The sequence below is a fragment of the Pseudomonas sp. WS 5412 genome (genome assembly GCF_012985615.1).
GTDB lineage: Bacteria > Pseudomonadota > Gammaproteobacteria > Pseudomonadales > Pseudomonadaceae > Aquipseudomonas > Aquipseudomonas shahriarae.
In genome coordinates, this window is record NZ_JAARMB010000018.1 from 40,571 (window position 1) to 63,840 (window position 23,270).

General features: G+C 62.2%; 13 protein-coding genes. 5 read left to right on the plus strand and 8 right to left on the minus strand.

Annotation, left to right across the window (positions count from 1 at the left end; genetic code table 11):
- The first annotated feature begins 52 nt into the window (after positions 1-52).
- On the plus strand, positions 53-5,764 hold the full coding sequence (locus HBR94_RS21250; RefSeq protein WP_170045489.1) for a membrane-targeted effector domain-containing toxin: 5,712 nt from the start codon (positions 53-55) through the stop codon (positions 5,762-5,764).
- 92 nt (positions 5,765-5,856) lie between these two features.
- On the opposite strand, the gene HBR94_RS21255 is transcribed toward HBR94_RS21250, so the two are convergent.
- Both HBR94_RS21255 and purL read right to left on the minus strand, forming a co-directional pair.
- Positions 5,857-6,168, minus strand: coding sequence for a hypothetical protein (locus HBR94_RS21255; protein WP_057437975.1), 312 nt, complete (start codon positions 6,166-6,168; stop codon positions 5,857-5,859).
- 4 nt (positions 6,169-6,172) lie between these two features.
- Positions 6,173-10,069 carry a phosphoribosylformylglycinamidine synthase gene (gene purL, locus HBR94_RS21260; protein ID WP_115127489.1) on the minus strand — a complete coding sequence of 1,299 codons (3,897 nt, stop codon included), beginning with the start codon at positions 10,067-10,069 and terminating at the stop codon, positions 6,173-6,175.
- Positions 10,070-10,356: 287 nt separating this feature from the next.
- Here purL and mltF point away from each other — a divergent pair, with 287 nt between their 5' ends.
- Positions 10,357-11,817 carry a membrane-bound lytic murein transglycosylase MltF gene (mltF, locus tag HBR94_RS21265; RefSeq protein ID WP_115127488.1) on the plus strand — a complete coding sequence of 487 codons (1,461 nt, stop codon included), beginning with the start codon at positions 10,357-10,359 and terminating at the stop codon, positions 11,815-11,817.
- A gap of 138 nt (positions 11,818-11,955) precedes the next feature.
- Here mltF and HBR94_RS21270 read toward each other — a convergent pair whose 3' ends face one another.
- The 5 genes from HBR94_RS21270 to treP form a co-directional block, all read right to left on the minus strand.
- Complete coding sequence (locus HBR94_RS21270; RefSeq protein WP_170045490.1) at positions 11,956-12,240, minus strand: PTS transporter subunit EIIB; 285 nt, start codon at positions 12,238-12,240, stop codon at positions 11,956-11,958.
- Positions 12,241-12,242: 2 nt separating this feature from the next.
- On the minus strand, positions 12,243-14,774 hold the full coding sequence (gene ptsP / locus HBR94_RS21275; protein WP_170045491.1) for a phosphoenolpyruvate--protein phosphotransferase: 2,532 nt from the start codon (positions 14,772-14,774) through the stop codon (positions 12,243-12,245).
- 168 nt (positions 14,775-14,942) lie between these two features.
- A complete protein-coding gene (locus HBR94_RS21280; RefSeq protein ID WP_057444517.1) occupies positions 14,943-16,163 on the minus strand; it encodes a carbohydrate porin in 1,221 nt (406 codons plus the stop codon).
- Positions 16,164-16,235: 72 nt separating this feature from the next.
- Positions 16,236-17,882 (minus strand): alpha,alpha-phosphotrehalase, encoded by a 1,647-nt coding sequence (gene treC / locus HBR94_RS21285; RefSeq protein WP_169990400.1) that lies wholly within the window; start codon positions 17,880-17,882, stop codon positions 16,236-16,238.
- 119 nt (positions 17,883-18,001) lie between these two features.
- A complete protein-coding gene (gene treP / locus HBR94_RS21290; protein ID WP_170045492.1) occupies positions 18,002-19,444 on the minus strand; it encodes a PTS system trehalose-specific EIIBC component in 1,443 nt (480 codons plus the stop codon).
- Positions 19,445-19,644: 200 nt separating this feature from the next.
- Between treP and treR the strand changes: the two genes are divergently transcribed.
- The 3 genes from treR to HBR94_RS21305 all read left to right on the plus strand — a co-directional run bounded on the left by treR (position 19,645) and on the right by HBR94_RS21305 (position 21,542).
- Entirely contained in the window at positions 19,645-20,349 is a 705-nt protein-coding gene (gene treR, locus HBR94_RS21295; protein WP_057960558.1) for a trehalose operon repressor, read from the plus strand.
- 22 nt (positions 20,350-20,371) lie between these two features.
- A complete protein-coding gene (locus HBR94_RS21300) occupies positions 20,372-21,142 on the plus strand; it encodes an APH(3')-II family aminoglycoside O-phosphotransferase (protein WP_170045493.1) in 771 nt (256 codons plus the stop codon).
- 88 nt (positions 21,143-21,230) lie between these two features.
- Entirely contained in the window at positions 21,231-21,542 is a 312-nt protein-coding gene (locus HBR94_RS21305; protein WP_170045494.1) for a hypothetical protein, read from the plus strand.
- 79 nt (positions 21,543-21,621) lie between these two features.
- Here HBR94_RS21305 and guaA read toward each other — a convergent pair whose 3' ends face one another.
- Positions 21,622-23,199, minus strand: coding sequence for a glutamine-hydrolyzing GMP synthase (gene guaA, locus HBR94_RS21310; RefSeq protein ID WP_017134673.1), 1,578 nt, complete (start codon positions 23,197-23,199; stop codon positions 21,622-21,624).
- Positions 23,200-23,270: the final 71 nt, after the last annotated feature.

Below are 23,270 nucleotides of genomic sequence, written 5' to 3' on the forward strand. Positions count from 1 at the left end.
GGCACGGCTGCCCATGCTGAGGGTTCTTATCCTCAGCATGGAGAGCGTGCCTGTGAGCACCACATCCCCAACCTTTGAAGGCATCAAAAGCCACCTCAATCAGATCGGTCATCACCTGCTTCAAGTCGATGTGCCGCTAGTGCCCGAACACAAACCCTCTGCTGCACTGGCCTATCTGGAAAAACTCAACGGCATGCTGATGTCCTATCGGCAGCTGTATCTGAACAAGAGCCGGCCGCTCTACCGAGGGCTTACCCAGAGCAACCTGGCCAGCCGCGTGGCAACGCTCAAGACCACGCTCAACGCCCATCTGCAGCACCTCGACCGCTATGAGCAGATAGATGGCAAGCCACGCAAATCCTTTATGACCTTTGAAGCCGGGTACGTCGCCCTGGCCCATGCAACAACCCTCAGTGCCGAGGACCGCCTGTTGCACCCGCAACAGCAGGCCTTGCTTGGGCGTATAGCGCAGGGCATAACGCTGCGCCCGGGACTGTATGCGCTGACCTTGCGTTATCAGGAACAGAGCGTCGAGCTGGCGGGGGCCTTCGTGGTGACCGAGAAATCCAGCCCGGTGCCCAGCGATCTGAGCTCTGCCCTGCCCCTGGGTGAAGTGATGCTGTTTACCCCCACCCGCGGGATCGAGTGCCTGGGCTCCCTGGCGCACTTGAATACGCACTTGCGCCAAGGCATGGACGATGCCGAGCAACGGCGCGACTTCATGCAACTGCTGCCCGTGCGTTATCGCGATATAACACCGGCCGCGATCTGGCCACTGGAATTGACGCTGATCGACAAGACCCCGCTGTTTGAACACACCGACGCCGCCCTGATCGCCAAGCGCACCCAGGACATCGAGCGGGCGCTGAGCCTAGTCGACAATCCGCAGCCGTCAGCCGCTCAACTGATCAGTGACCTGGACCAAGCCATTAGCGCCTCTGTGCCGGACATCAGCCCACGCCTGGCATGGCGCGCCCGCCGCTTGCTGGAGCGCTACCTGCGCCAGAGCGCACCGGACTGGTACCGCAGCGCCAGTGCAGACCGTCGGGCCACACTCGCCACCCACTTGGCGAGCTACAACGAGGCACGCCAGCACCTGCTCGACCTGCTGAGCCCGGTCACCAGCCCCGAGGCACTGGCCCGCTACCAACTGCTCGAACGCCTGAGCGATGAGCTGGACATCCACGACCTGATACCCGAGCACCTAGTGATCAACACCCGGCGCTACGTGGACCCCATCGGCGAGTACGAACATGACCGCAACCTGATCGACCTGGCCCTGCGCGGCCTGCAAACCGGCGATGCACTGGCGGGCTCGGACTTCCTCAACAAAACCACACTCACCTACCGGGATGGCGCGCTACCCAAGGCCTATCGGGACCTGACACCCGCCTGGCTGGCGCAGACGCTGAGCACCCTGCAGCCACGTATCGACTTTGCCGACGCCCAGCAGCAGATGCACGGCAAACCCGCCGTCAGCCGGGCAATCGAACAGATGCTCGACCAGCGGATCAACGCGCTGGCCTACACCGCCTCGCTTCAGGGGCACCTCACTGAAGAGGACTTCCAGTTGGTGCAGAGCCTGCGCCAAGGCACCGACCCGCGCCTGAGCGCCGCCACCCTGTCGCTGCACGAAGCCCAGTTGCAGGATATGTGGGTGCTGCGCCAGACCGATGCCAACGGCAGCGTGATCCGTGTGCTGTTATGCACCCCCGAGGCACCGCGCGAGCAGCAGTTTCAGGCATTCGACAGTGAGATCGCGTGCCAGAACCATATCCTCGGCTGGAGCCAGGACAGCGGCGGCCTCACCGACTACCTGATCAAGCGGGTTGCCCTGCGTTTTCGCGATGCAATGAAACAGGTATTGACGGGCCTGAGCTTCAAGTTTCACGCCCGGGAATACACACAGATCCGCTTTGGCAATATCGGCAAGCATGCCGACTGCCTCCAGGCCATGTCGGCCCATGTCCTGGCAACCCGGGTAGATGACTATGAATTCGGCACCCCGAACTGGTATCGCTCCACCAGCGTCGACAACCGCCAGAAACTGCTGAAACTGGCGCAAGACAGCGAAGGTGCACTGCAGGCCTACAACGACTTCCCGTTGTCCGATGCACACGTTCCCGGCTTCTCCACCTACGTGCACGAACGGGCCAGAAAACGCCTGAACGAACTGCTCGGACGCCGTCAGAACGACATCGACCCCGATACGGTCTGGGCCTTCTCGCCCCCGGCGCTGCTCGCCTCATGGACCCCTGCCCCCCTGACCTACACCCAGCTGTACCGCGATGGCTACGCCGACGGCGTAGGCTTTCTTGACGAGAAATTTTCGCGCGCAGCTCGCTTCAAAGGCCCGGCCGGTGTTGACCTGAGCCCGCTGACCGCTGAAAAGGTCGCCCGCTCGATCACCGGCACCTGGGTTGGCCAACACTACATCAACGAAGTCAAACGCCGGCTGCTCAACGCCGGCAGTGCCGACTATGCCTTGCGGCGCAATGCCACCCTGAGCATTACCCAACGGCAGATGCAGAACGCCGCCCTGGAATGCCGCCTGCAAGGGCATATCGCCGGGGTCGATGGCGACTGGCTGGAACGCAGCATTGCCAGCATGGGCGATACCCGCACCGAGGTCCGTGGCACCTACGCCCTCCACCGCTTGCTGGTAGACGGCGAATGGGTGATCGATAACTTCCTCTTCAGCCACGCCGGTTTCCCGACGTTGCTTTACACCCCAAACGCCCCCGACGGCATCAGCTTTCGTGAGGCGCGACAGTTCAACTATCTGCTGAAAAAGACTCCCGGCATGGTCGGCTATTTCACCCTGCGGGTCGGTGCTCAATCCCAGGCGCGCGTACGCAACTTCCTGGAAGAGGCCAAGGCGCAATTACCCGAGGACTTGAACAAAACCTCCGTGAGTCCGCCGCGCTATGACTCGACCCACGGGCAAACCCCATTACTGGATCTGCGCCAGGCGCTGTACGACATGAAGCAGCAGCGCAAGATTGACGACGTTGAAGGCTCCACGGCGAATCGCAGCCAGATGATCAGCAGTATTCTGTGGACCTGCGTGGAGTGGGTCAGCGGTATCGCTACCGCGCCGTTCCCCACCCTCAGCCTGAGCCTGGGCATGCTGTTGGCATTCAAGGACGGCATGCTGGCCCTGCACGCCTATCAGCAGCGCGATACGGGGGCGGCCGTGGAACACTTGATCGGTTACGTACTCAACAGCGCCGGGGCGGCTTTTACCGATCTGCGCCCGGCCCTGGTGTCGCTCAAACAACTGGTAAAACCGGCCGTGCACCCGGCCACCGAGGCTGCGGCGGCGCTGAACGAGGTCTTGAAGCTGATCCAGCCACTAGAGCCCAAGCCGCTGGCGCTTGAGGACATGCAAGCCGTGCTGTTCGGTGGCGAAGGCCTGTGGGCAAAAAAGACCCCCGACCCGATCGGCCGCTATTTGCTGTACCGCCTGGACCCGGCGACCGGCAGACTGGTTTCCACTACCCGCCTCGCCGCCCCCGATGCGCAAGGCGTCTGGCGGCGTACCGGGGTGACTGGCGGCGCGCCGAAATATGAAAAGCTGCCCGCCCCACCCGAGCCATTGAAGAACTATGAAATCCCGGCGAAGTACGCGGGCAAACTGGAGCTGGCCCTGAACCCGGATGTACGGGCCGGGATAGTGCAGCGAACCGAATGGGAGTTCGGCTCCCGGGACGTCGCACTGGAGAATGCTGCCCGAGACTTGAAAGCGGTGCGCGCCGCCTACTTGCAACAGGCCGAGCAACTGACAGCCGACGCCCGCCACTTTTTCAAACATCTCGCCCCACTACCAGCCCGCACCGATGTGCCGGCCATCGGCGCCGACACGTCCTTCTCGCAATGGATCGCCAGCAATGCCTTTGCCGGGAACAAGCCCCTGGTCATCGGCGCGATACCCGGCTCCATTGCCGCTAAACAACTGCTGATCACGCAGATGGACAGCTTGCTCAACCAAGGCTTCAAACACCTGTACATCGAGCACCTGCCGGCCGATATATTCCGGGCGAAACTGGAGAAGCTGAACAGCGGGAAATCCTGGCAAAATATCCAACGGCACCTGAAAACCATCGATACCGCCTGGGGTTTTGCCGAGAATGCCGAATACTCCTACGTGGCCCTGGTGCGCAAGGCCCAGGAAAAGGGCATGAAGATCAGGGCCCTCGACGCGTCCACCTCCTATCTACTGGATGACGTGCTGCAAATGGCCGACACCCCGACCACCACGCCCCGGGACAACGGGATCAGGAACTTCTACTCCCACAAAGCCCTCGAGACCGACGCCATCGACACACCCGGTGAGCGCTGGGTGGCCCTGGTGGATTCATCGCGCCTGCGCACTTTCGATGACACCCCCGGCCTGGCCGACTTGCAAGGTGCCGTTGCCCTGCGGGTGGACGACGTGGCCCCGGGCCAACCCGTGGGGATCTGGCTCGACACCGCCGGTGCCATTGCGGGCGATCCCTTGGCCAAGGGCGATTACCGCCTGGCCCTGCAGACCGCGTACAAGGCACCCGAACCCGCAGCGTCGTCCAGCGCGGCGACTGCCGCGGTCGTGACGCATTACAGCGACTACGACATTCCCCTACCGCTCAGGGACAACCTTGCGCAACAGATCGTCACCCACCGCGGGTTGGACAGCCGCTACTTTGCGCTGAATCCGCACGAGCGCGAAGCATTCCAGGCCTTCCAGAGCGCCAGGGATCGCCTGAGTAGCGATGCCCAGGCCTACCTGGCCAGCCAGGTACCGCCGGCAAGGCCAGACCCGGCCGAACTGGCCGCCCACACGACCCCGGAGGCATTTCTGGAAAAACTGCGTCAAAGCGAGTTCCCGGGGCTGATCCTTGGTGAAGGGCACCAGGAGCAATCCAGCAAGCGCTGGCTGCGCGACCACATGAAAAAACTCAAGGAACTGGAGTTCAAGACGCTGTACGTCGAACACCTGCTGACCGATATGCATCAGGCGGACCTGGACATGTTCCTCAGCACGCAACGGCTGCCGGACACACTCAAGCGCTACCTCACACGGCTGGATCGCGGCCATATGCCAGGCTACAACGGCAACGATACCTACACCGAAGTCATCCAGATGGCGGCCAGGCATGGCCTGCGCATCCGGGCCCTGGACTGCACGGCCAGTTACCACGTCAAGGGGCTGCGGGACACGGTGCAGTCGCGCAACCAGATGTTCAGCTACTTCGCATCGCAGGTGATCAAGGCCGACCAGGCGGCCCACGGGCCGCATAAATGGCTGGCCTTCATCGGCAGCGCCCACACCAACATCAACCTGGGGGTGCCCGGCCTGGCGGAGCTGCAAGGCGCCGTCAGCCTGCAAATCCGGGACACGGCCCCGGCACTGGCGCAGAACATTCGCCCCGGCACCTGGGAGACGTTTGCCGAAGGCCTGACGCCTTACACCCGAGCCCTGCGCAGCGATTTCATCCTGGACGCCGGCGTAGAAGGCATCAAGGCCCCCTCCCCCTTTGTCCCAGCGGACAGGACACGCCTGAACCGTCCCGGCCTGTTCCTGATCGAACGCCCGTCGCCGGCGCAGAGCAACCTGCTGCATCGTTCCCGCAGCGGGGAAATCGTCTCGACACCGATCAAGGTCGACCACAACGGCCTGTTTTATGTCGAGCGCTGGGAGCCGATGCAGGGCAAGCGGTTCAGCTACGAAAACCTGTTGATCAGCGCCTTGAAGGCTGAAGTGGGGCTGGTGCCCGCACCGTGAGTGATTGAGGCTTGCCCATGGCGGCATGATCGCCCACAAAAAAACCCGCTGGCCAAGTCGGCCCAGCGGGTTTTCTGTCTACAGCCGGCCGATCAGAAATCCGCCAGCTGCCACACCTCATAAGCCGGTGTTTCATAGGGGTGGCTGAGCTTCAACGCAGCGACAACTGCCTTGATCAACTCATCCGCCACCACCAGCTCAACCTTCCATTCTTCAACCACTTCGACCTGGCCCACCTGCCCGATAAACGGCTGGCTGCCGTCCATCGGGCGGAATTGGCCCTGGCCCAGCACTTGCCAGGCACAGCTGTCGTAGTCGCCGATGCGCCCGCCACCGGCCGCGAAGACGGCGCTTTTCACCGCCTCCACATGGCTGTCGGGCACAAAGAAGCTGAGCTTGTACACGGCCTTAGTTCACCCACACACGAGCGTTACGGAACATGCGCATCCACGCACCGTCTTCGTTCCACTCTTCCGGGCGCCACGAGTTCTGCACCGCGCGGAACACACGCTCCGGGTGCGGCATCATGATGGTCACACGACCGTCGCGGCTGGTCAGCCCGGTGATCCCGCGCGGCGAGCCGTTCGGGTTGGCCGGGTAGTTTTCGGTGACCTTGCCGTGGTTGTCGACAAAGCGCAGGGCCACGGTGCCGGACAGGTCGGCTTCGAGCAGCGCTTCTTCGCTGGCGAACTCGGCATGGCCTTCACCGTGGGCAATGGCGATTGGCATGCGCGAACCGGCCATGCCTTGCAGGAAGATCGAGTTCGATTCCTGCACCTGCACCATGGCCACACGGGCCTCGAACTGCTCGGAACGGTTACGCACAAAGTGCGGCCAGAACTCGCTGCCCGGGATCAGTTCGTGGAGGTTGGACATCATCTGGCAACCGTTGCACACACCCAGGGTGAAGCTGTCGTTACGCTCGAAGAACCCCTGGAACGCATCGCGGGCACGGCTGTTGAACAGGGCCGACTTGGCCCAGCCTTCACCGGCACCCAGCACGTCGCCATAGGAGAAACCGCCGCAGGCCACCAGGCCCTTGAACTCGTTGAGATCAACGCGACCGGCGAGGATATCGCTCATGTGCACGTCAATCGCATTGAAGCCGGCACGGTCGAACGCGGCCGCCATTTCCACCTGGCCGTTGACGCCCTGCTCACGCAGCACGGCAACCTGTGGGCGGATGCCTTTCTTGATGTACGGCGCGGCGATGTCCTGGTTGACGTCGAAGCTGAGCTTGGTGCTCAGGCCCGGGTTGTCTTCTTCCAGGATCACGTCGAATTCCTGCTCGGCACAGGCGACGTTATCGCGCAGGCGCTGGATCTGGTAGCTGGTCTCGGCCCACTGGCGTTGCAGCAGGCGGCGCTGGCCTTCAAACACGGTGTCGCCGTTGAACACGATGTTGATCACACCGTTGTTGATCGGCTGGCCGACCACGGCCACGCAGTCGCCCAGGCCAGCGGCGCTGAACTGTGCAAGCACGTCCGGGGTGGCGTCCTGGCGCACCTGGATGACCGCGCCCAACTCTTCGTTGAACAGGATGGCAGCGATGTCAGCGGACGTTTCCGCCAGGCCGTCGAGGTTCAGGCTCAGGCCGCAGTGACCGGCGAAGGCCATTTCCACGACGCTGGTCAGCAAACCACCGTCGGAACGGTCGTGGTAAGCCAGCAGGTGGCCATCGGCATTCAGGCCCTGGATCACGGCGAAGAAGGCTTTGAGGTCTTCGGCGTCATCGACGTCCGGCGCCTGCTTGCCGAGCTTGCCGTGGGTCTGGGCAAGGATCGAGGCGCCCATGCGGTTCTGGCCACGACCGAGGTCGATCAGGATCAGGTCGGTGGTGCCCTTGTCCATGCGCAGTTGCGGGGTCAGGGTCTGGCGGACATCGGTGACTGGCGCAAAGCCGGTGACGATCAGCGACAGCGGCGAGGTAACGCTCTTGTCGGTGCCTTCATCGTTCCAACGGGTGGCCATGGACATGGAGTCCTTGCCCACCGGAATGGTGATCCCCAGTTCCGGGCACAGCTCCATGCCGACTGCCTTGACGGTGTCGTACAGGCGCGCATCTTCACCGGGGTGGCCGGCAGCGGACATCCAGTTGGCCGACAGCTTGATATCGGACAGCTTGCCAATACGCGATGCGGCGATGTTGGTGATGGTTTCACCAATGGCCATGCGGCCCGACGCCGGGGCGTCCAGCAGGGCCAGCGGGGTACGCTCGCCCATGGCCATGGCTTCACCGGTGTACACATCAAAGCTGGTGGCGGTCACGGCAACGTCAGCCACCGGCACCTGCCAAGGGCCGACCATCTGGTCACGGGCAACCAGACCGGTGATGGTGCGGTCGCCGATGGTGATCAGGAAGCTTTTGCTCGCCACGGCCGGGTGGTGCAGCACGCGCTCGATGCTGTCGGTCAGGTCCAGGCTGCTTGGGTCGAAATCATCGCCCAGCTCGGCTTCACGTACCGCCGAACGGTGCATGCGCGGGGCCTTGCCCAGCAGCACTTCGAGGGGCATGTCCACCGGGCTGTTGCCGAAGTGGCTGTCGGTCACGGTCAGTTGCGGCTCGGCAGTGGCTTCGCCGACCACGGCAAACGGGCAACGCTCCCGTTCGCAGATGGCCTGGAAGCGCGCGAAGTCTTCAGGGCCGACCGCCAGTACGTAACGTTCCTGGGATTCGTTGCTCCAGATTTCGTGCGGGGCCATGCCCGGCTCGTCGTTTGGAATATTGCGCAGTTCGAAACGGCCGCCACGGTCGCCGTCGTTGACCAGTTCCGGGAAGGCGTTGGACAAACCGCCGGCGCCGACGTCGTGGATAAAGCTGATGGGGTTCTTGTCGCCCAACTGCCAGCAACGGTCGATGACTTCCTGGCAACGGCGTTCCATCTCAGGGTTTTCGCGCTGAACAGAAGCGAAGTCCAGGTCCGCCGAGCTGGTGCCGGTGGCCATGGAGGAAGCCGCGCCGCCGCCCAGGCCGATCAACATGGCCGGGCCGCCGAGCACGATCAGCTTCGAGCCGACGAGGATCTCGCCCTTCTGCACGTGGTCTTCACGGATGTTGCCCATGCCGCCGGCCAACATGATCGGCTTGTGGTAACCGCGCACTTCATCGCCACGGGGGGTGGTGATGGACTGCTCGAAGGTCCGGAAATAACCGGTCAGGGCCGGACGCCCGAATTCGTTGTTGAACGCGGCGCCGCCCAGCGGGCCTTCGATCATGATGTCGAGTGCGGTAACGATGCGCTCAGGCTTGCCGTATGGCACTTCCCACGGCTGTTCGAAGCCTGGGATCTGCAGGTTGGACACGGTGAAACCGGTCAGGCCCGCCTTGGGCTTGGCGCCACGGCCGGTGGCGCCCTCGTCGCGGATCTCGCCGCCCGAGCCGGTGGCTGCGCCCGGGAACGGGGCAATCGCGGTCGGGTGGTTGTGGGTTTCAACCTTCATCAGGATGTGCACCGGCTCTTGCACCGCGCCGTACTGGCGGGTTTCCGGGTCCGGGAAGAAACGGCCGGCGACAGAGCCGACGATCACCGAGGCGTTGTCTTTATAAGCCGACAGAACGCCTTCGCTGTGCATCACGTAGGTGTTCTTGATCATGCCGAACAGGCTTTTTTCCTGGCTCTGGCCGTCGATATCCCAACTGGCGTTGAAAATCTTGTGACGGCAGTGCTCGGAGTTGGCCTGGGCGAACATCATCAGTTCGATGTCGTGGGGGTTGCGCTGCAAACCGTTGAAGGCGTTGACCAGGTAGTCGATCTCGTCTTCGGCCAGGGCCAGGCCCAGCTCGGTGTTGGCCTTCTCGAGGGCGGCGCGGCCACCGCCGAGCACGTCAATCGCGGTCAGCGGCTTGGGCTCGGCATGGCTGAACAGGCCGGCAGCCTGTTCCAGCTGGCTGACGATGATCTGGGTCATGCGGTCGTGCAGGCTGCTGGCAATCAGCTCGGCTTCGGCATCGCTGAACTGGCCAGCCACGTAGAAGGCGATCCCGCGTTCCAGGCGCTGGATTTTTTCCAGGCCACAGTTGCGGGCGATATCGCTGGCCTTGCTCGACCAGGGCGAGATGGTGCCGAACCGTGGCAGAACCAGGAACAAGCGGCCAGTCGGCTCTTGAACGGGAACGCTGGGGCCGTACTTCAGAAGGCGTGCCAGCACTTGCTGTTCGTCGGCGGTCAAAACGCCGTTAACGTCGGCGAAGTGAGCAAATTCAGCATACAAGCCAGTGACAGCTGGAACCTTCTGGCTCAGTTGCTCAAGGAGTTTGCTGTGGCGAAAGGCAGAAAGGGCAGGAGCGCCGCGCAGGATCAACATCTTCGGGACAGCCTCGGGAAGGGGGTGTGCTTTGAGGCCGTGCATTCTAGCGTAAACCTGCGCCAACGGCACCCGAAACGGTGCCGCTGGCCGCTGCCGAACGTCAGTTGGCACAGATTGCACGGTATCGGGGCGTTTTCCAGGGTGGCCGACGCAGTTATTTTCACCCTTACCATTGCGCCCCAGGCCACGTTTCTGCGGGCTGCAGCACAGTTTCCCAGGCGCTAGCAGACAACTCCCATGCTGTCGAGATATGGCGCCGTGGGCCGTTTGCGTATACTGCCCAGATGTTCTCCCCAACTGCTTTGCGCCCGCGATGTGCCAAATGGCTCCTCGCCACCGGACTCTTCCTGATGCTCAGCGCCTGTGTTGATAAGCCCAGCACGCTCGAGCGAATCAAGGAGGATGGCGTATTGCGGGTGGTCACCCGAAACAGCCCGGCCACCTATTTCCAGGACCGCAACGGCGAAACCGGTTTCGAATACGAACTGGTCAAGCGCTTTGCCGACGACCTGGGGGTCAAGCTTGAAATCGAGACCGCCGACAACCTCGACGACCTGTTCGACCAGTTGGGCAAACCCAACGGTCCGGTATTGGCCGCCGCTGGCCTGGTCAGCAGCGAGCAGCGTAAACAACAGGTGCGCTTTTCCCATGCGTACCTGGAAGTCACCCCGCAGATCATCTATCGCAACGGCCAGTCCCGCCCCACCAACGCGGCCGACCTGGTGGGCAAAAAGATCATGGTGCTCAAGGGCAGCACCCATGCCGAGCAACTGGCCGAGCTGAAAAAGCAGAATCCTGCGATTGAGTACGAAGAGTCCGATGCCGTTGAAGTGGTCGACCTGCTGCGCATGGTCGATGAAGGGCAGATCGACCTGACCCTGGTCGACTCCAATGAAGTGGCGATGAACCAGGTGTACTTCCCCAACGTGCGGGTGGCCTTCGATCTGGGCAACGCCAGCAACCAGAGCTGGGCCGTGGCTGCCGGAGAAGACAACAGCCTGCTCAACGAGGTCAACAGCTACCTCGACAAGGTCGAGAAGAACGGCACCCTGCAGCGCCTCAAGGATCGTTATTACGGGCATGTCGATGTACTGGGTTACGTCGGCGCCTACACCTTTGCCCAGCACTTGCAGCAGCGCCTGCCCAAGTACGAGAAGTTCTTCAAGACCTCGGCCAAGGAAGAAAAGGTCGATTGGCGGCTACTGGCAGCCATTGGTTACCAGGAATCGCTGTGGCAACCGACCGTCACTTCCAAGACCGGCGTGCGCGGCCTGATGATGCTGACCCAGAACACCGCCCAGGCCATGGGCGTGTCCAACCGCCTGGACGCGCGGCAGAGCATCAAGGGTGGCGCCAAGTACCTGGCGATGATCAAGAGCGAACTGGACGACAAGATTCTCGAACCTGACCGCACCTGGTTTGCCCTGGCGGCCTATAACGTCGGCGGCGGTCACCTGGATGACGCGCGCAAGCTGGCGCAAAAGGAAGGCCTGAATCCGAACAAGTGGCTGGACGTGAAGAAAATGCTGCCGCGCCTGTCGCAGAAGCAGTGGTACAGCAAGACCCGCTACGGCTACGCCCGGGGCGGCGAGCCGGTGCACTTCGTGGCCAACATCCGCCGTTATTACGACATCCTGACCTGGGTGACCCAGCCGCAGCTGGAGGGCAACCAGATGGTGGAAGGCAACCTGCATGTACCGGGCGTGGACAAGACCAAGCCGCCGCAAGATACCCCCCAACTCTGACCCCTGGGAACGATCAGACAGCACAAAACCCAATGTGGGAGCGGGCTTGCCCGCGATAGCGGTGGGTCAGTTGATGAGTATTTGACTGACCCACCGCTATCGCGGGCAAGCCCGCTCCCACATTTATTTTGTGGTGTTCTACAGGCCAGTGATCAGATGCACCACCCCGCCCGCCAGCACCATCACCGCCGTGATACCCGCCGTCTTCAGCGCCGCCTCGTCCACTAGCGCCGGGTCCTGTAGCTGCACGCGGGTCCGCGTCAACGCCACCCGCTGCTGTGTCTTGAGATTCGCCGCCCCACCCAATGCACTCAGCACCGCCGGCGCCAACATGCCGCCAGCCTTCGGCTCGGCAACCAGCGTTTCCGCCACCAGGTCCGGGGTCAGGGCTTTCCAGAACGCCTGCTGCAATTTCTCGAACATATTCAGTTCTCCACAACCAATGAGGTTTCGACGGTTGCTGCGTGGTACAGGCTCAGGGCCTCGCGCACCTGGGCGGCCTCTTCCAGATTCAACACCTGGTGGGCGATCAGTTGGCAGTCCGCCAGGTCCAGGTCACGCACGGTGGCCTTGATACTCGGGATCAACGGTACGCTGACGGACAACTCGTCCACCCCCAGCCCGATCAACATCGGCACCGCCAGTGTTTCGGACGCCAGCGCGCCACACACACCCACCCACTTGCCATGGGCATGGGCGGCCTTGACCGTGGTGGCGATCAGGCGCAGCACCGCCGGGTGAAAGCTGTCGGCCTGGCTGGCCAGGCGCGGGTGGTCGCGGTCCATGGCCAGGGTGTATTGGGTCAGGTCATTGGTGCCGATCGAGAAAAAGTCCACATGGGGCGCAAACACATCCGCCATCAATGCCGCCGACGGCACCTCAATCATGATCCCCAGCTTCGGCAGCTCGGCAAGCCCCAGGGCCAGCGCTTCCTCTTCGAGGATCTGCCGGGCCTGATGCAGCTCCGACAACAGGCTGACCATCGGCAACATGATATGCAGCCGCGCCAGGCCCGCGCTGGCAAGGATTGCGCGGAACTGCTCGCGCAACAGTTGCGGGCGCTCCAGGCACAGGCGAATGCCGCGCAGGCCAAGAAAGGGGTTGGTCTCGCTGTCCATCGGCACATAGGCCAAGGGTTTGTCACCGCCCACATCCAGCGTGCGTACCACCAGATTGCGCTCGGTGCCCAGGACACCGGCAATGGCGCTGTAGGTCTGGGCCTGTTCCTGCGGGCTCGGCGCGCGGTTGCGGTCCAGGTAGAGAAACTCCGAGCGCAACAGCCCGACCCCCTCGGCCCCCAGGACCAGGGCTTGCTGCACCTCCTGCAGCGAAGCGACGTTGGCGGTCACCTCAATATGATGACCATCGCGAGTGATGGCGGCCAAGGCGGCCTGCTGCAGATCGCGCTGGTGGCGCACAACCTGCTGCTCGCGCGTGGCCCGCAGCGTCTCGATCACCGCCAGGTCCGGGTCGAGGTGCAGTTCGCCTTTGTCGGCGTCCAGCAACACGGGCTTGCCATCGGGCAACGCCAGGACCTGGGCCGACACACCGCACATCGCCGGCAAGCCCAGGGCGCGAGCAAGAATGGCGACGTGGCTGGTGGCCCCTCCGGCCACGGTGATAAACCCCAGCACCTTGCCCGGATCGAGGCTGGCGGTTTGCGAGGGGGTCAATTGCTCGGCAATCAGGATGGCCTGCTCCGGCAACTCCCAGGCGCCGTCTTGAACCCCGAGGATCAGCTTGAGCACGCGCTGGCCAACATCCGCCATGTCGGCGGCGCGTTCGGCCAGCAGGGGGCTGCCTGATTGCTCGAACAGCCCGGCGGTAGCGAGTGTGGCGCTGTTCCAGGCAAACGCGGCGCTCTTGCCTTCGGTGAGCAGGGCGTGGGCTTGTTCAAGCAGGGTCGGGTCTTCGAGCAATTCCTGATGGGCACGGAAAATCTCTACCTGGGCCCTGCCGCCGGGCTTGTCCTGCAACGCCTGCAGCGCTTGGGTTGCAGCGCGCAAGCCACGCTCCAGAGCGGCCCGTTCCAGCGCCTCGCCAGCCCCCTCTTCAGGCACATTCAGCTGCGGCTCGGCCACCTGCACCACTTGGCCAAATGCCGAACCGGGCGACGCACAGACGCCGCGCAACACGCTCGCCGACGACAGCGGCGCGACCGGTTTAACCTCCTCGGCCAGCACCGCTACGGTTTCGCCACAGCCCTCCAGCAACAGCGCGACCAGCGCCTGAATCGCAGCCTCGGCGTCCTGCCCCGCCGCGCTGACTTGCAAGGTATCGCCCTGCACCGTCTGCAACGCCATGATCGCCACCAGGGACTTGGCGTTGGCGCTCTGGGTTTGCTTGTGCAGGCAGATGCTCGCATTGAAGCCCTTCGCCGCCTGGGCCAGCACCGCCGCCGGGCGGGCATGCAAGCCGTTGGCATTGGGCAGCGTGAGGGGTTTGGAAAATAGCGCGTCGCCCTCCTCTTCCTCGTCGTTGGCCGCACGGATTACCGGGGTCACCCGCAGCAACGGTTGCCCGGCGGCGACTAGCCCGGTGTCCGTTGCCAGCAGCACAAATGGCTCGCCGCTGACCACCAGCATCAGGGTCAGCAAGCTGCGGGCATTGAGCGCGATAAAGTCGGCATCAAACTCGATCAACGGCTGACCCGCCTCGACCCGCTGGCCTTCCTCGACCAGCCGGGTGAAACCCTTGCCCGCCAGGTTCACGGTATCCAGGCCGATATGCATCAGCACCTGCACGCCGTGGTCGTCGGTGACGCTGACCGCATGCCCACTGTCCTGGACATTGCTGATCACCCCGGCCAGCGGCGCGCAGAGGGTCTGCGAAGTGGGGTCGATACACACGCCATCGCCGATCAGGCGACTGGAGAACACCCGATCCGGCACCTGGTCCAGGGGCAACAGCACACCCGCCAGGGGCGCCAGCAGTTCCAGGGGTTGAGTTGTGGTCATGACATCACCTGCTGTTTGGTTCTGTAAAAATCATCGGCCGAGTACAAATCCCGGGGTGAAATGGGCCCAGTGGGAGCTGGCTTGCCTGCGATTGCATCAATGCGGTTGCACTGGAACACCGAGCCGCCGGTATCGCGGGCAAGCCCGACTCCCACATAAAGCCGGTGTTTATTTCCACCAGTATTCGACCTGCACACCGAAGTTGGAGCCATGCCGCGCGGTGCCGTAGGAGCCGGTGTCGGACAACGCCGAACCCGCCGCCAGTTCATTGGCCGCGCGCTTGGCCGCTTCGTTCCAGGTGGCATAGGTGTAGTACAAACGCACCTCCGGCCGCGCCCAGAAATCCGGGCCTTTGGGCGACCAGGTCGGGGCGAAGGTGAATTTGCTGAGTTTGCGCGTGCCGCCGCTGGCGTCGACCTGATCATGCCCCAGTTCGGTGACCAGCTTGAACTGCTCGCTGATGGCATACGCCGGGCGCACACCGATGGACATCCAGGTCTGGTCCTGGCTGCCGGGGCGCACGTCTTTCTGGTACACCGCCTCGACCTGGCCGCCAAAACGCGGGGTCACTTGCCAGTCGAAAAACTCCACCGCGCGGTAGCTTTTGCTGCTGCGCTCCAGTGCCGTGTTGCCGGTGTAGCCAAGGCCAGTGCCCGGCCCTTCGCCGTACTGCAGGGCGAACTTGTTCTTGCCACCGAGGAACGCGGCCTGCACATGCTGCGCAGTGAGGGCCCAGCCACTGTGGGTGTCGCGCCCGCCCGCCTGTTCGATATAGCTCAGGCCCAGCTCCAGCTCGCCGCCGGGGTTGGTCTTGAAGCCTGCGACGTTGAAGTCGTGACGGGTGGCGTATTCCTTCTGGTACAGGTTGTCCTTGCGCGACAGGGCGTAGCTGTATTTCAGATCGCCGATCAGCACGTCCTCGATGCCGCCGCCGGTGGCGCTCTGGTTCCAGTAGTAGAAGTCGGAAATATGGATGTCATTACGTTTGTAGTAGCGCCGGCCGGCCCACAATGAGCCGCCATTGAGGCTAGGCATATTCGACCACTGCGCATACATCTGCGGCATGCGCGCCGATCCGTTGTTTTCGCCTTGGAACTTCAGCTCGCGGTCGTACTTGTTGTACAGCGAGGCCATGGCATCCACGCTCAGCACCGAGCCGTCATCCAGGGTGAACAGGTCCTGGCGCAACTCCAGCTCGGCATATTGTTCGCATTCGTTGCCCAGGCGGTATTTGGATTGGGCGCCCGGCAGTTGGAAACATTGCTGCGGGCCGCTGCCGGTCGAGGTGCCGGCGCCGCTGCGCAGGTAGCCGGCAAACTCCAGGGCATGCGCCGCCAGGGGCAGGGTCAGACAGGATGCAACGAGGCCCAGCTTTATTGTTGTTTTCATGAAGCGCTCCATTATTTTTTCTTATTTTTTCCCTGTCGGAGCCGGCAAGCCGGCGCCTGAAAAGGGGATGTTTCAGTCGGTCAGGTGCAGCACAAAAGACTCGTAAGGACGCAAGATGACCGTGTCCGTGGGTACCGGGCAGTCGGGGTAGTTGCTGATCAGCAGGCGTTGCTCACTCGCCGCGCTGATCAGGTTGTTGGGCAACTGGATTTCGCAGGGCTGGCCATAGAAGTTGTTCAGCACCAACAGGCGCTCGCCATGGCCTTCACGCAGGTACGCCCAGACCTTGTCGTGGTCTTGCAGCAGTTGGCGGTAGACGCCTTCTTGAATCAGCGGCTCAAGGCGCCGCAAGGCGATCAGCGCGCGGTAGTGATGCAGCACCGAATCCGGGTCATCCAGCTGGCTCTGGACATTGATCTGCGCCGCATTGGCCGGGATGCCGATCCACGGTTCAGCGCGGCTGAAACCGGCATTGGCCTGGCTATCCCACTGCATCGGGGTACGGCCGTTATCGCGGGATTTCTGCTTGATCGCGGCCATGCTCGAGGCCTCGGACTCACCGGCATCGCGCTTGAGGCGGTAGATGTTCAGGGTCTCGACATCACGGTACTGCTCGATGCTGTCGAAGCCCGGATTGGTCATGCCCAGCTCTTCGCCCTGGTACACAAACGGCGTGCCCTGGAGGAAGTGCAAGGCCGTGGCGAGCATCTTGGCCGAGACCACGCGGTGCTCGCCGTCATCGCCAAAGCGCGAGACCACCCGCGGCTGATCATGGTTGCACCAGAACAACGCGTTCCAGCCGCCCCCGGCCTGCATGCCCAGTTGCCAGTCGGAGAAAATCCGTTTGAGTTGCTGGAAGTCGAAGTCGGCGCGCACCCACTTTTGCAGGTTGGGGTAGTCGACTTTCAGGTGATGAAAGTTGAAGGTCATCGACAGCTCTTTCGACTCTGGTCGCGAGTAGCGAATGCAGTGTTCGAGGCTGGTGGAGGACATCTCGCCGACGTTGATCAGCGCGTGGCCCTCGAACACTTCGCGGTGCATTTCCTGCAGGTAGGCATGCACGTTCGGCCCATCGGTGTAGAAGCGCCGGCCGTCGCTGTTGTCTTCGGGGAAATCCGCCGGCTTGGAGATCAGGTTGATCACGTCCAGGCGGAAGCCGCCCACGCCCTTGTCACGCCAGAAGCGCATGAGTTTGTAGACTTCGGCGCGCACCTTGGGGTTGTCCCAATTGAGGTCGGCCTGGGTGTGGTCGAACAGGTGCAGGAAGTACTGGCCGGTCTGCGCCTCGTATTCCCAGGCCGAGCCGCCGAACTTGGATTCCCAGTTATTCGGCTGGTCGCGCCAGATGTAGAAGTCGCGGTACGGGTTGTCGAGGCTGCTGCGCGCCTGCTGGAACCACTCGTGCTCGATGGAGGTGTGGTTGACCACGATATCGAGCATCAGCTTGATGCCGCGCTTGGCCGCTTCGCTGATCAGCAGGTCGCAGTCGGCCATGGTCCCGTAGCTGGGGTCGATGGCGTAGTAGTCGCTGATGTCATAGCCATTGTCGCGCTGGGGCGAGCGCAGGAACGGGGTGATCCACAGGCAATCGACGCCCAGCCACTGGAGGTAGTCGAGTTTGTCCACGATGCCCAGCAGGTCACCGGTGGCGTTACCCGCATGGCTGTGGAAGCTTTTGGGGTAGATCTGGTAGATCACCGAGTGTTGCCAGTCTTGCATGGTGGGCTCCTTCAGTAGAGTGGTGTGCTGGTCTTGCGGGCCTCATCGCGGGCAAGCCCGGCTCCCACAGGGGAACGCATTCCAGATGTGGGAGCTGGCTTGCCTGCGATGGCGATCTATCAGGCGACGCGATAACCCGGCCGAACAATTTTCATGCTCAACCCACAGGTCAGAACAAACGGCACGACAATCGCGATGACCATGCCGATCACAAACATCGCGATGGATTGCGGCACGATCGAAATAAATCCGGGCAGGCCGCCCACCCCGATGGCCGAGGCCTGCACTTTGTTCAGCGAGAGGAAAATACTGCCCAGGGCCGAGCCCAGCAGGGCGGCATAGAACGGGAACTTGAAGCGCAGGTTCACCCCAAACATCGCCGGCTCAGTGATGCCGAAGTAAGCGGAAATCGCCGAGGTCGAGGCCATGCTTTTGTCCCGCGCATTGCGGCTCATGTAGAACACCCCGAGGGCCGCGCTGCCCTGGGCCAGGTTGGACATGACAATCATCGGCCAGATAAACGTGCCACCCTGGGTCGAGATCAGTTGCAGGTCCACGGCAAGGAACATGTGGTGCATGCCGGTAATCACCAGCGGCGCATACAGCAGGCCGAAAATCGCCCCGCCCACCATTGGCGCCAGGTCAAACAGAGTGACCACGCCTTCGGTGATCAGGATGCCGAGGTGCCGGGTCACCGGGCCGATGATTGCCAGGGCCAGCACGCCGGTGACGACGATGGTGGTGATCGGCACGACGAGCAATTGAATGGCATTCGGCACCCGCGCCCGCAGCCATTTTTCAATCACGCTCATAACGTAGGCGGCCATCAGAATCGGCAGGATCTGGCCTTGATAGCCGACCTTCTCGATCTGGAACCAGCCCAGAATATCGAAGTACGGCAAGCTCTGGCCGTCGAGCCCGGCCACCGCCTTGCCGTAGTTCCAGGCGTTGAGCAAGTCCGGATGAACCAGCATCAGGCCAAGCACGATGCCGAGGATTTCACTGCCGCCAAAGCGCTTGGCCGCCGACCAGCCCACCAGCGCCGGGAGGAACACAAACGAGGTGTTGGCCATCAGGTTGATCAGGCTCCACAGGCCATCCAGGTTCGGATAAGCCTCGAGCAAGGTCTGGCCCTCGATGAACATGCCCTTGGCGCCCATCAGGTTGTTGATGCCCATCAGCAGGCCGGCAATGATCAGCGCCGGCAGGATCGGCATGAACACATCGGAGAACACCCGCACCAGGCGCTGCATGGCGTTGGTCTTGTCGGCGCCCTTCTTCTTCACGTCGGCAATGGTGGCGGCGGCAAGGCCGGTCTGCTCGCGTAGGGCGGCGTAGACCTTTTCGACTTCGCCGGGGCCGATGACGATCTGGAACAGACCGCCGGTGAAGAACGAGCCCTTGACCAGGTCGACCTGGTTCAACGCACTGCCGTTGACCAGGCTCGGGTCCTTGAGGGCCAGGCGCAGGCGCGTCACGCAGTGGGCCGCCTGCTCAAGGTTATCGCTGCCCCCGAGGTTCTGGAGAATCTCGCGGGCGATGTTGAAATAGTCGTGGCTCATGCTTGTTCTTCCACTTTAGATTCTTGTTATTGGCAGCATGCCGAGGGCAAAAGTACTCGTACAGACGAGTTAAAGCAACAACTCGTCTGTACGAGTTACAAAAATAGTCGCCCACTGCTTTCCAAGGGGCCAATGGACAAAGCCCGCCTCTGCCACTAAGGTTCCTGCCTTGAACGCAAACGCGGCACAGAGCCCTCTCCATGAGTAAATACAACCAGATCTACACCGATCTGCTTGCCAGCATCACCACCGAACGCCTGCAACGCGGCACGCGCCTGCCCTCCGAAACCGAATTGATGGACACCTACCAGGCCAGCCGTGGCACCGTGCGCCGGGCCATCGAGCAATTGCAGGAGCGTGGGTTCGCGCAAAAAATCCATGGCAAGGGCACCTTCGTGCTGTCGCCCAACCCGATTGAGTTTCAACTGGGCGGCATCGTCAGCTTCCACGAAACCCACGCCGACCTGGGCGATGACGTACGCACCGAAGTGGTCGAGTTCACCCAACTCCCGCTGGAAGGCTCGCTGCTGCAACATATCGAGGCCGAGCCCGGCACCCTGATTACCCGCATCAAGCGGGTAAGGCGCATCGGCGGCAAACGGGTGATCCTCGACATCAACCACTTCGTCGCCGAACTGATCCCCGGATTGGACCAGGCGATTGCCGAGCAGTCGATCTACGCCTTCATCGAACAGACCCTGCATCTGCAGATCAGCTACGCCCAGCGCACCATCGAAGCCCTGCCCCGCAGCAAGGACGACCAGGCGCACCTGGACCTCGACGGCCAGAGCCATGTGATTGTGGTGAGCAACCAGACATTTTTGCAGGACGGGCGGCAGTTCGAGTACACCGAGTCGCGGCATACGCTGGATAAGTTTTACTTCTCGGATATCGCACGGCGCTGAAGCAGGAAAAAGGAAAAGCCCTGTGAATATTCCAAACAAATGGCGTGAACAGTTCCCCCATGCGCTGATCGAGCAGCAGGCCATCGGCGAGTCGCGGGCTGACGTCTTCCGGCTACGCAGGGACAACGGCACGGACCTGTTCCTGAAGGCCGAGCCCCTCGTAGAACACGCCGAGCTTGCCGATGAAATCGAGCGCCTTCACTGGCTGCAACAGCAGGGCCTGCCGGCGCCGGTGGTGCTGGATGAGGTGCAGGAAAACCTTCACCACTGGCTGCTGATGAGCGCCATCCCGGGACAGGACCTGGCCAGTAGCAGTGACCTTTCTGCCGCGCAGATCATCGACATCCTGGCCAACGCCCTGCGTACATTGCACAAGATCCCCGTGGCGCAATGCCCCTTCGATCACACCCTGGAACTGCGCATCACCGTCGCCCAGGCACATATCAACGCCGGGCTGATTGATGTAACGGACTTCGACGATGAGCGATTGGGACGTAGCGCCACCGATGTATTCGCCGAACTCCTGTCGACACGGCCCACCATCCATGACTTGGTGGTAACCCACGGCGACGCCTGCCTGCCGAACTTCATGGCAGCGGACGATCACTTCAGTGGTTTTATCGACTGCGGCCGCCTGGGGGTCAGTGACCGTTATCAAGATCTGGCCCTGGCGGCCCGCAGTGTCGAGCGCAACTTGGGGCAGGAATGGGTCAGGCCGTTCTTTGAGAGGTATGGTGTGGAACCTGATGAGCAGCGAATGGCTTTTTACTGCCTGTTGGATGAGTTTTTCTAGTTACTCCTGAGCAGCCCTCGACACTACCTCGACAAGCTCGCTGATACGACGCATACGATATCCGAGCCAAACCATGAGGAAGAACGCCATGCTCACGAAGAGCCTGTTGCTGAGTTTTTGCGCTGTGTTATTGATTGGCTGCACAGGCAGGGGCTTTCAACCTCCGCCGCCGGAATTTACCAATTGGAAGAAGAACGGAGTGTCTGAAGAAGGCGTCAAGAGTGCTATGACCGCCTGCGGCTATATCAACCTGACAGGGACAGGGGACAGGACGCCGATTGACCAGGTGCTCATGCAGTTTTATTGCATGAAAGACGCCGGCTTCAAGCGCACAGATAACATCGACCTGTGCAAGGAAGGCCGCATCGGCGAATCACCGGTGTGCGAAGGCCGCCGGTAACTCATTACCAAAAGCCCGCAATTAAGCGGGCTTCAGGGTACTTTTTGCTAGAGGGTGCCGGACAATGCCGGACATCCAATCATTCCCACTCAATCGTCGCCGGCGGCTTGCTCGACACGTCATACGTCACGCGCGAGATACCTTCGATTTCATTGATGATACGGCCGCTGACAGTCTCCAGCAGTTCGTACGGCAGGTGTGCCCAGCGGGCGGTCATGAAGTCGATGGTTTCTACGGCACGCAGGGCCACGACCCAGGCGTAGCGACGGCCATCGCCGACCACCCCAACCGATTTCACCGGCTGGAACACGACGAAGGCCTGGCTGACTTTGTGGTACCAGTCGGCCTTGCGCAGTTCTTCGATGAAGATGTGGTCGGCACGACGCAGCAGGTCGGCGTATTCCTTTTTCACTTCACCGAGGATGCGCACGCCCAGGCCCGGGCCTGGGAATGGGTGGCGGTAGACCATGTCGTACGGCAGGCCCAGTTCCAGGCCCAGACGACGAACTTCGTCCTTGAACAGTTCGCGCAGCGGTTCTACCAGCTTGAGGTTCATTTCCTCAGGCAGGCCACCCACGTTGTGGTGGGACTTGATCACGTGGGCCTTGCCGCTCTTGGCGCCGGCCGACTCGATCACGTCGGGGTAGATGGTGCCCTGGGCGAGGTACTTAATGTTGTCCAGTTTGTTGGACTGGGCATCGAAGACGTCGATGAAAGTGCGGCCGATGATCTTGCGCTTCTTCTCTGGGTCGGACTCGCCGGCCAGGTTGTTGAGGAACTGATCTTCGGCGTTGGCACGGATCACCTTGACGCCCATGTTCTCGGCGAACATGGCCATCACTTGCTCGCCTTCGTGCAGGCGCAGCAGGCCGTTGTCGACGAACACGCAAGTCAGTTGGTCACCGATGGCCTTGTGCAGCAGCGCAGCAACCACGGAGGAATCTACGCCGCCGGACAGGCCGAGCAGGACGTTGTCAGTACCGACCTGGGCACGCACGTTGGCGATGGCGTCTTCAGCGATCTTCGACGGGGTCCACAGGGCTTCGCACTGGCAGATGTCGAGGATGAAGCGCGACAGGATGCGGCCGCCCTGCTTGGTGTGGGTCACTTCCGGGTGGAACTGCACGCCGTAGTAGCCGCGCTCGTCGTTGAACATGCCGGCAATCGGGCAGCTCGGCGTGCTGGCCAGGATGTGGAAGTCTTCCGGCATCTTGGTGACCTTGTCACCGTGGCTCATCCAGACGTCGAGGCCGAACAGGCCGTCGGCGTCGATGTGGTCTTCGATGCCGTCCAGCAGGCGGCTCTTGCCGACCACGTCGACACGGGCGTAACCGAATTCACGCAGTTCGGAACCTTCAACCTTGCCGCCCAGTTGCTCGGCCATGGTCTGCATGCCGTAGCAGATACCGAAGACCGGCACGCCCAGGTCAAACACCGCTTGCGGGCAACGCGGGCTGTTGGCTTCGTGCACGGACTCGGGGCCACCGGCCAGGATGACACCTTTAGGGGCGAATTCGCGGATCGCTTCGTCATCCATGTCGAACGGGTGCAGTTCGCAGTACACGCCGATTTCACGCACGCGGCGGGCGATCAGCTGGGTGTACTGGGAACCGAAGTCGAGGATCAGGATGCGGTGGGCGTGAATGTCGAGGGCCATGAAGTCAGTCTCGTCTAATGAATCAGAAACAACTCGGGGCTGAAAGAACAGCCCCGGTTACTTAACGTTTT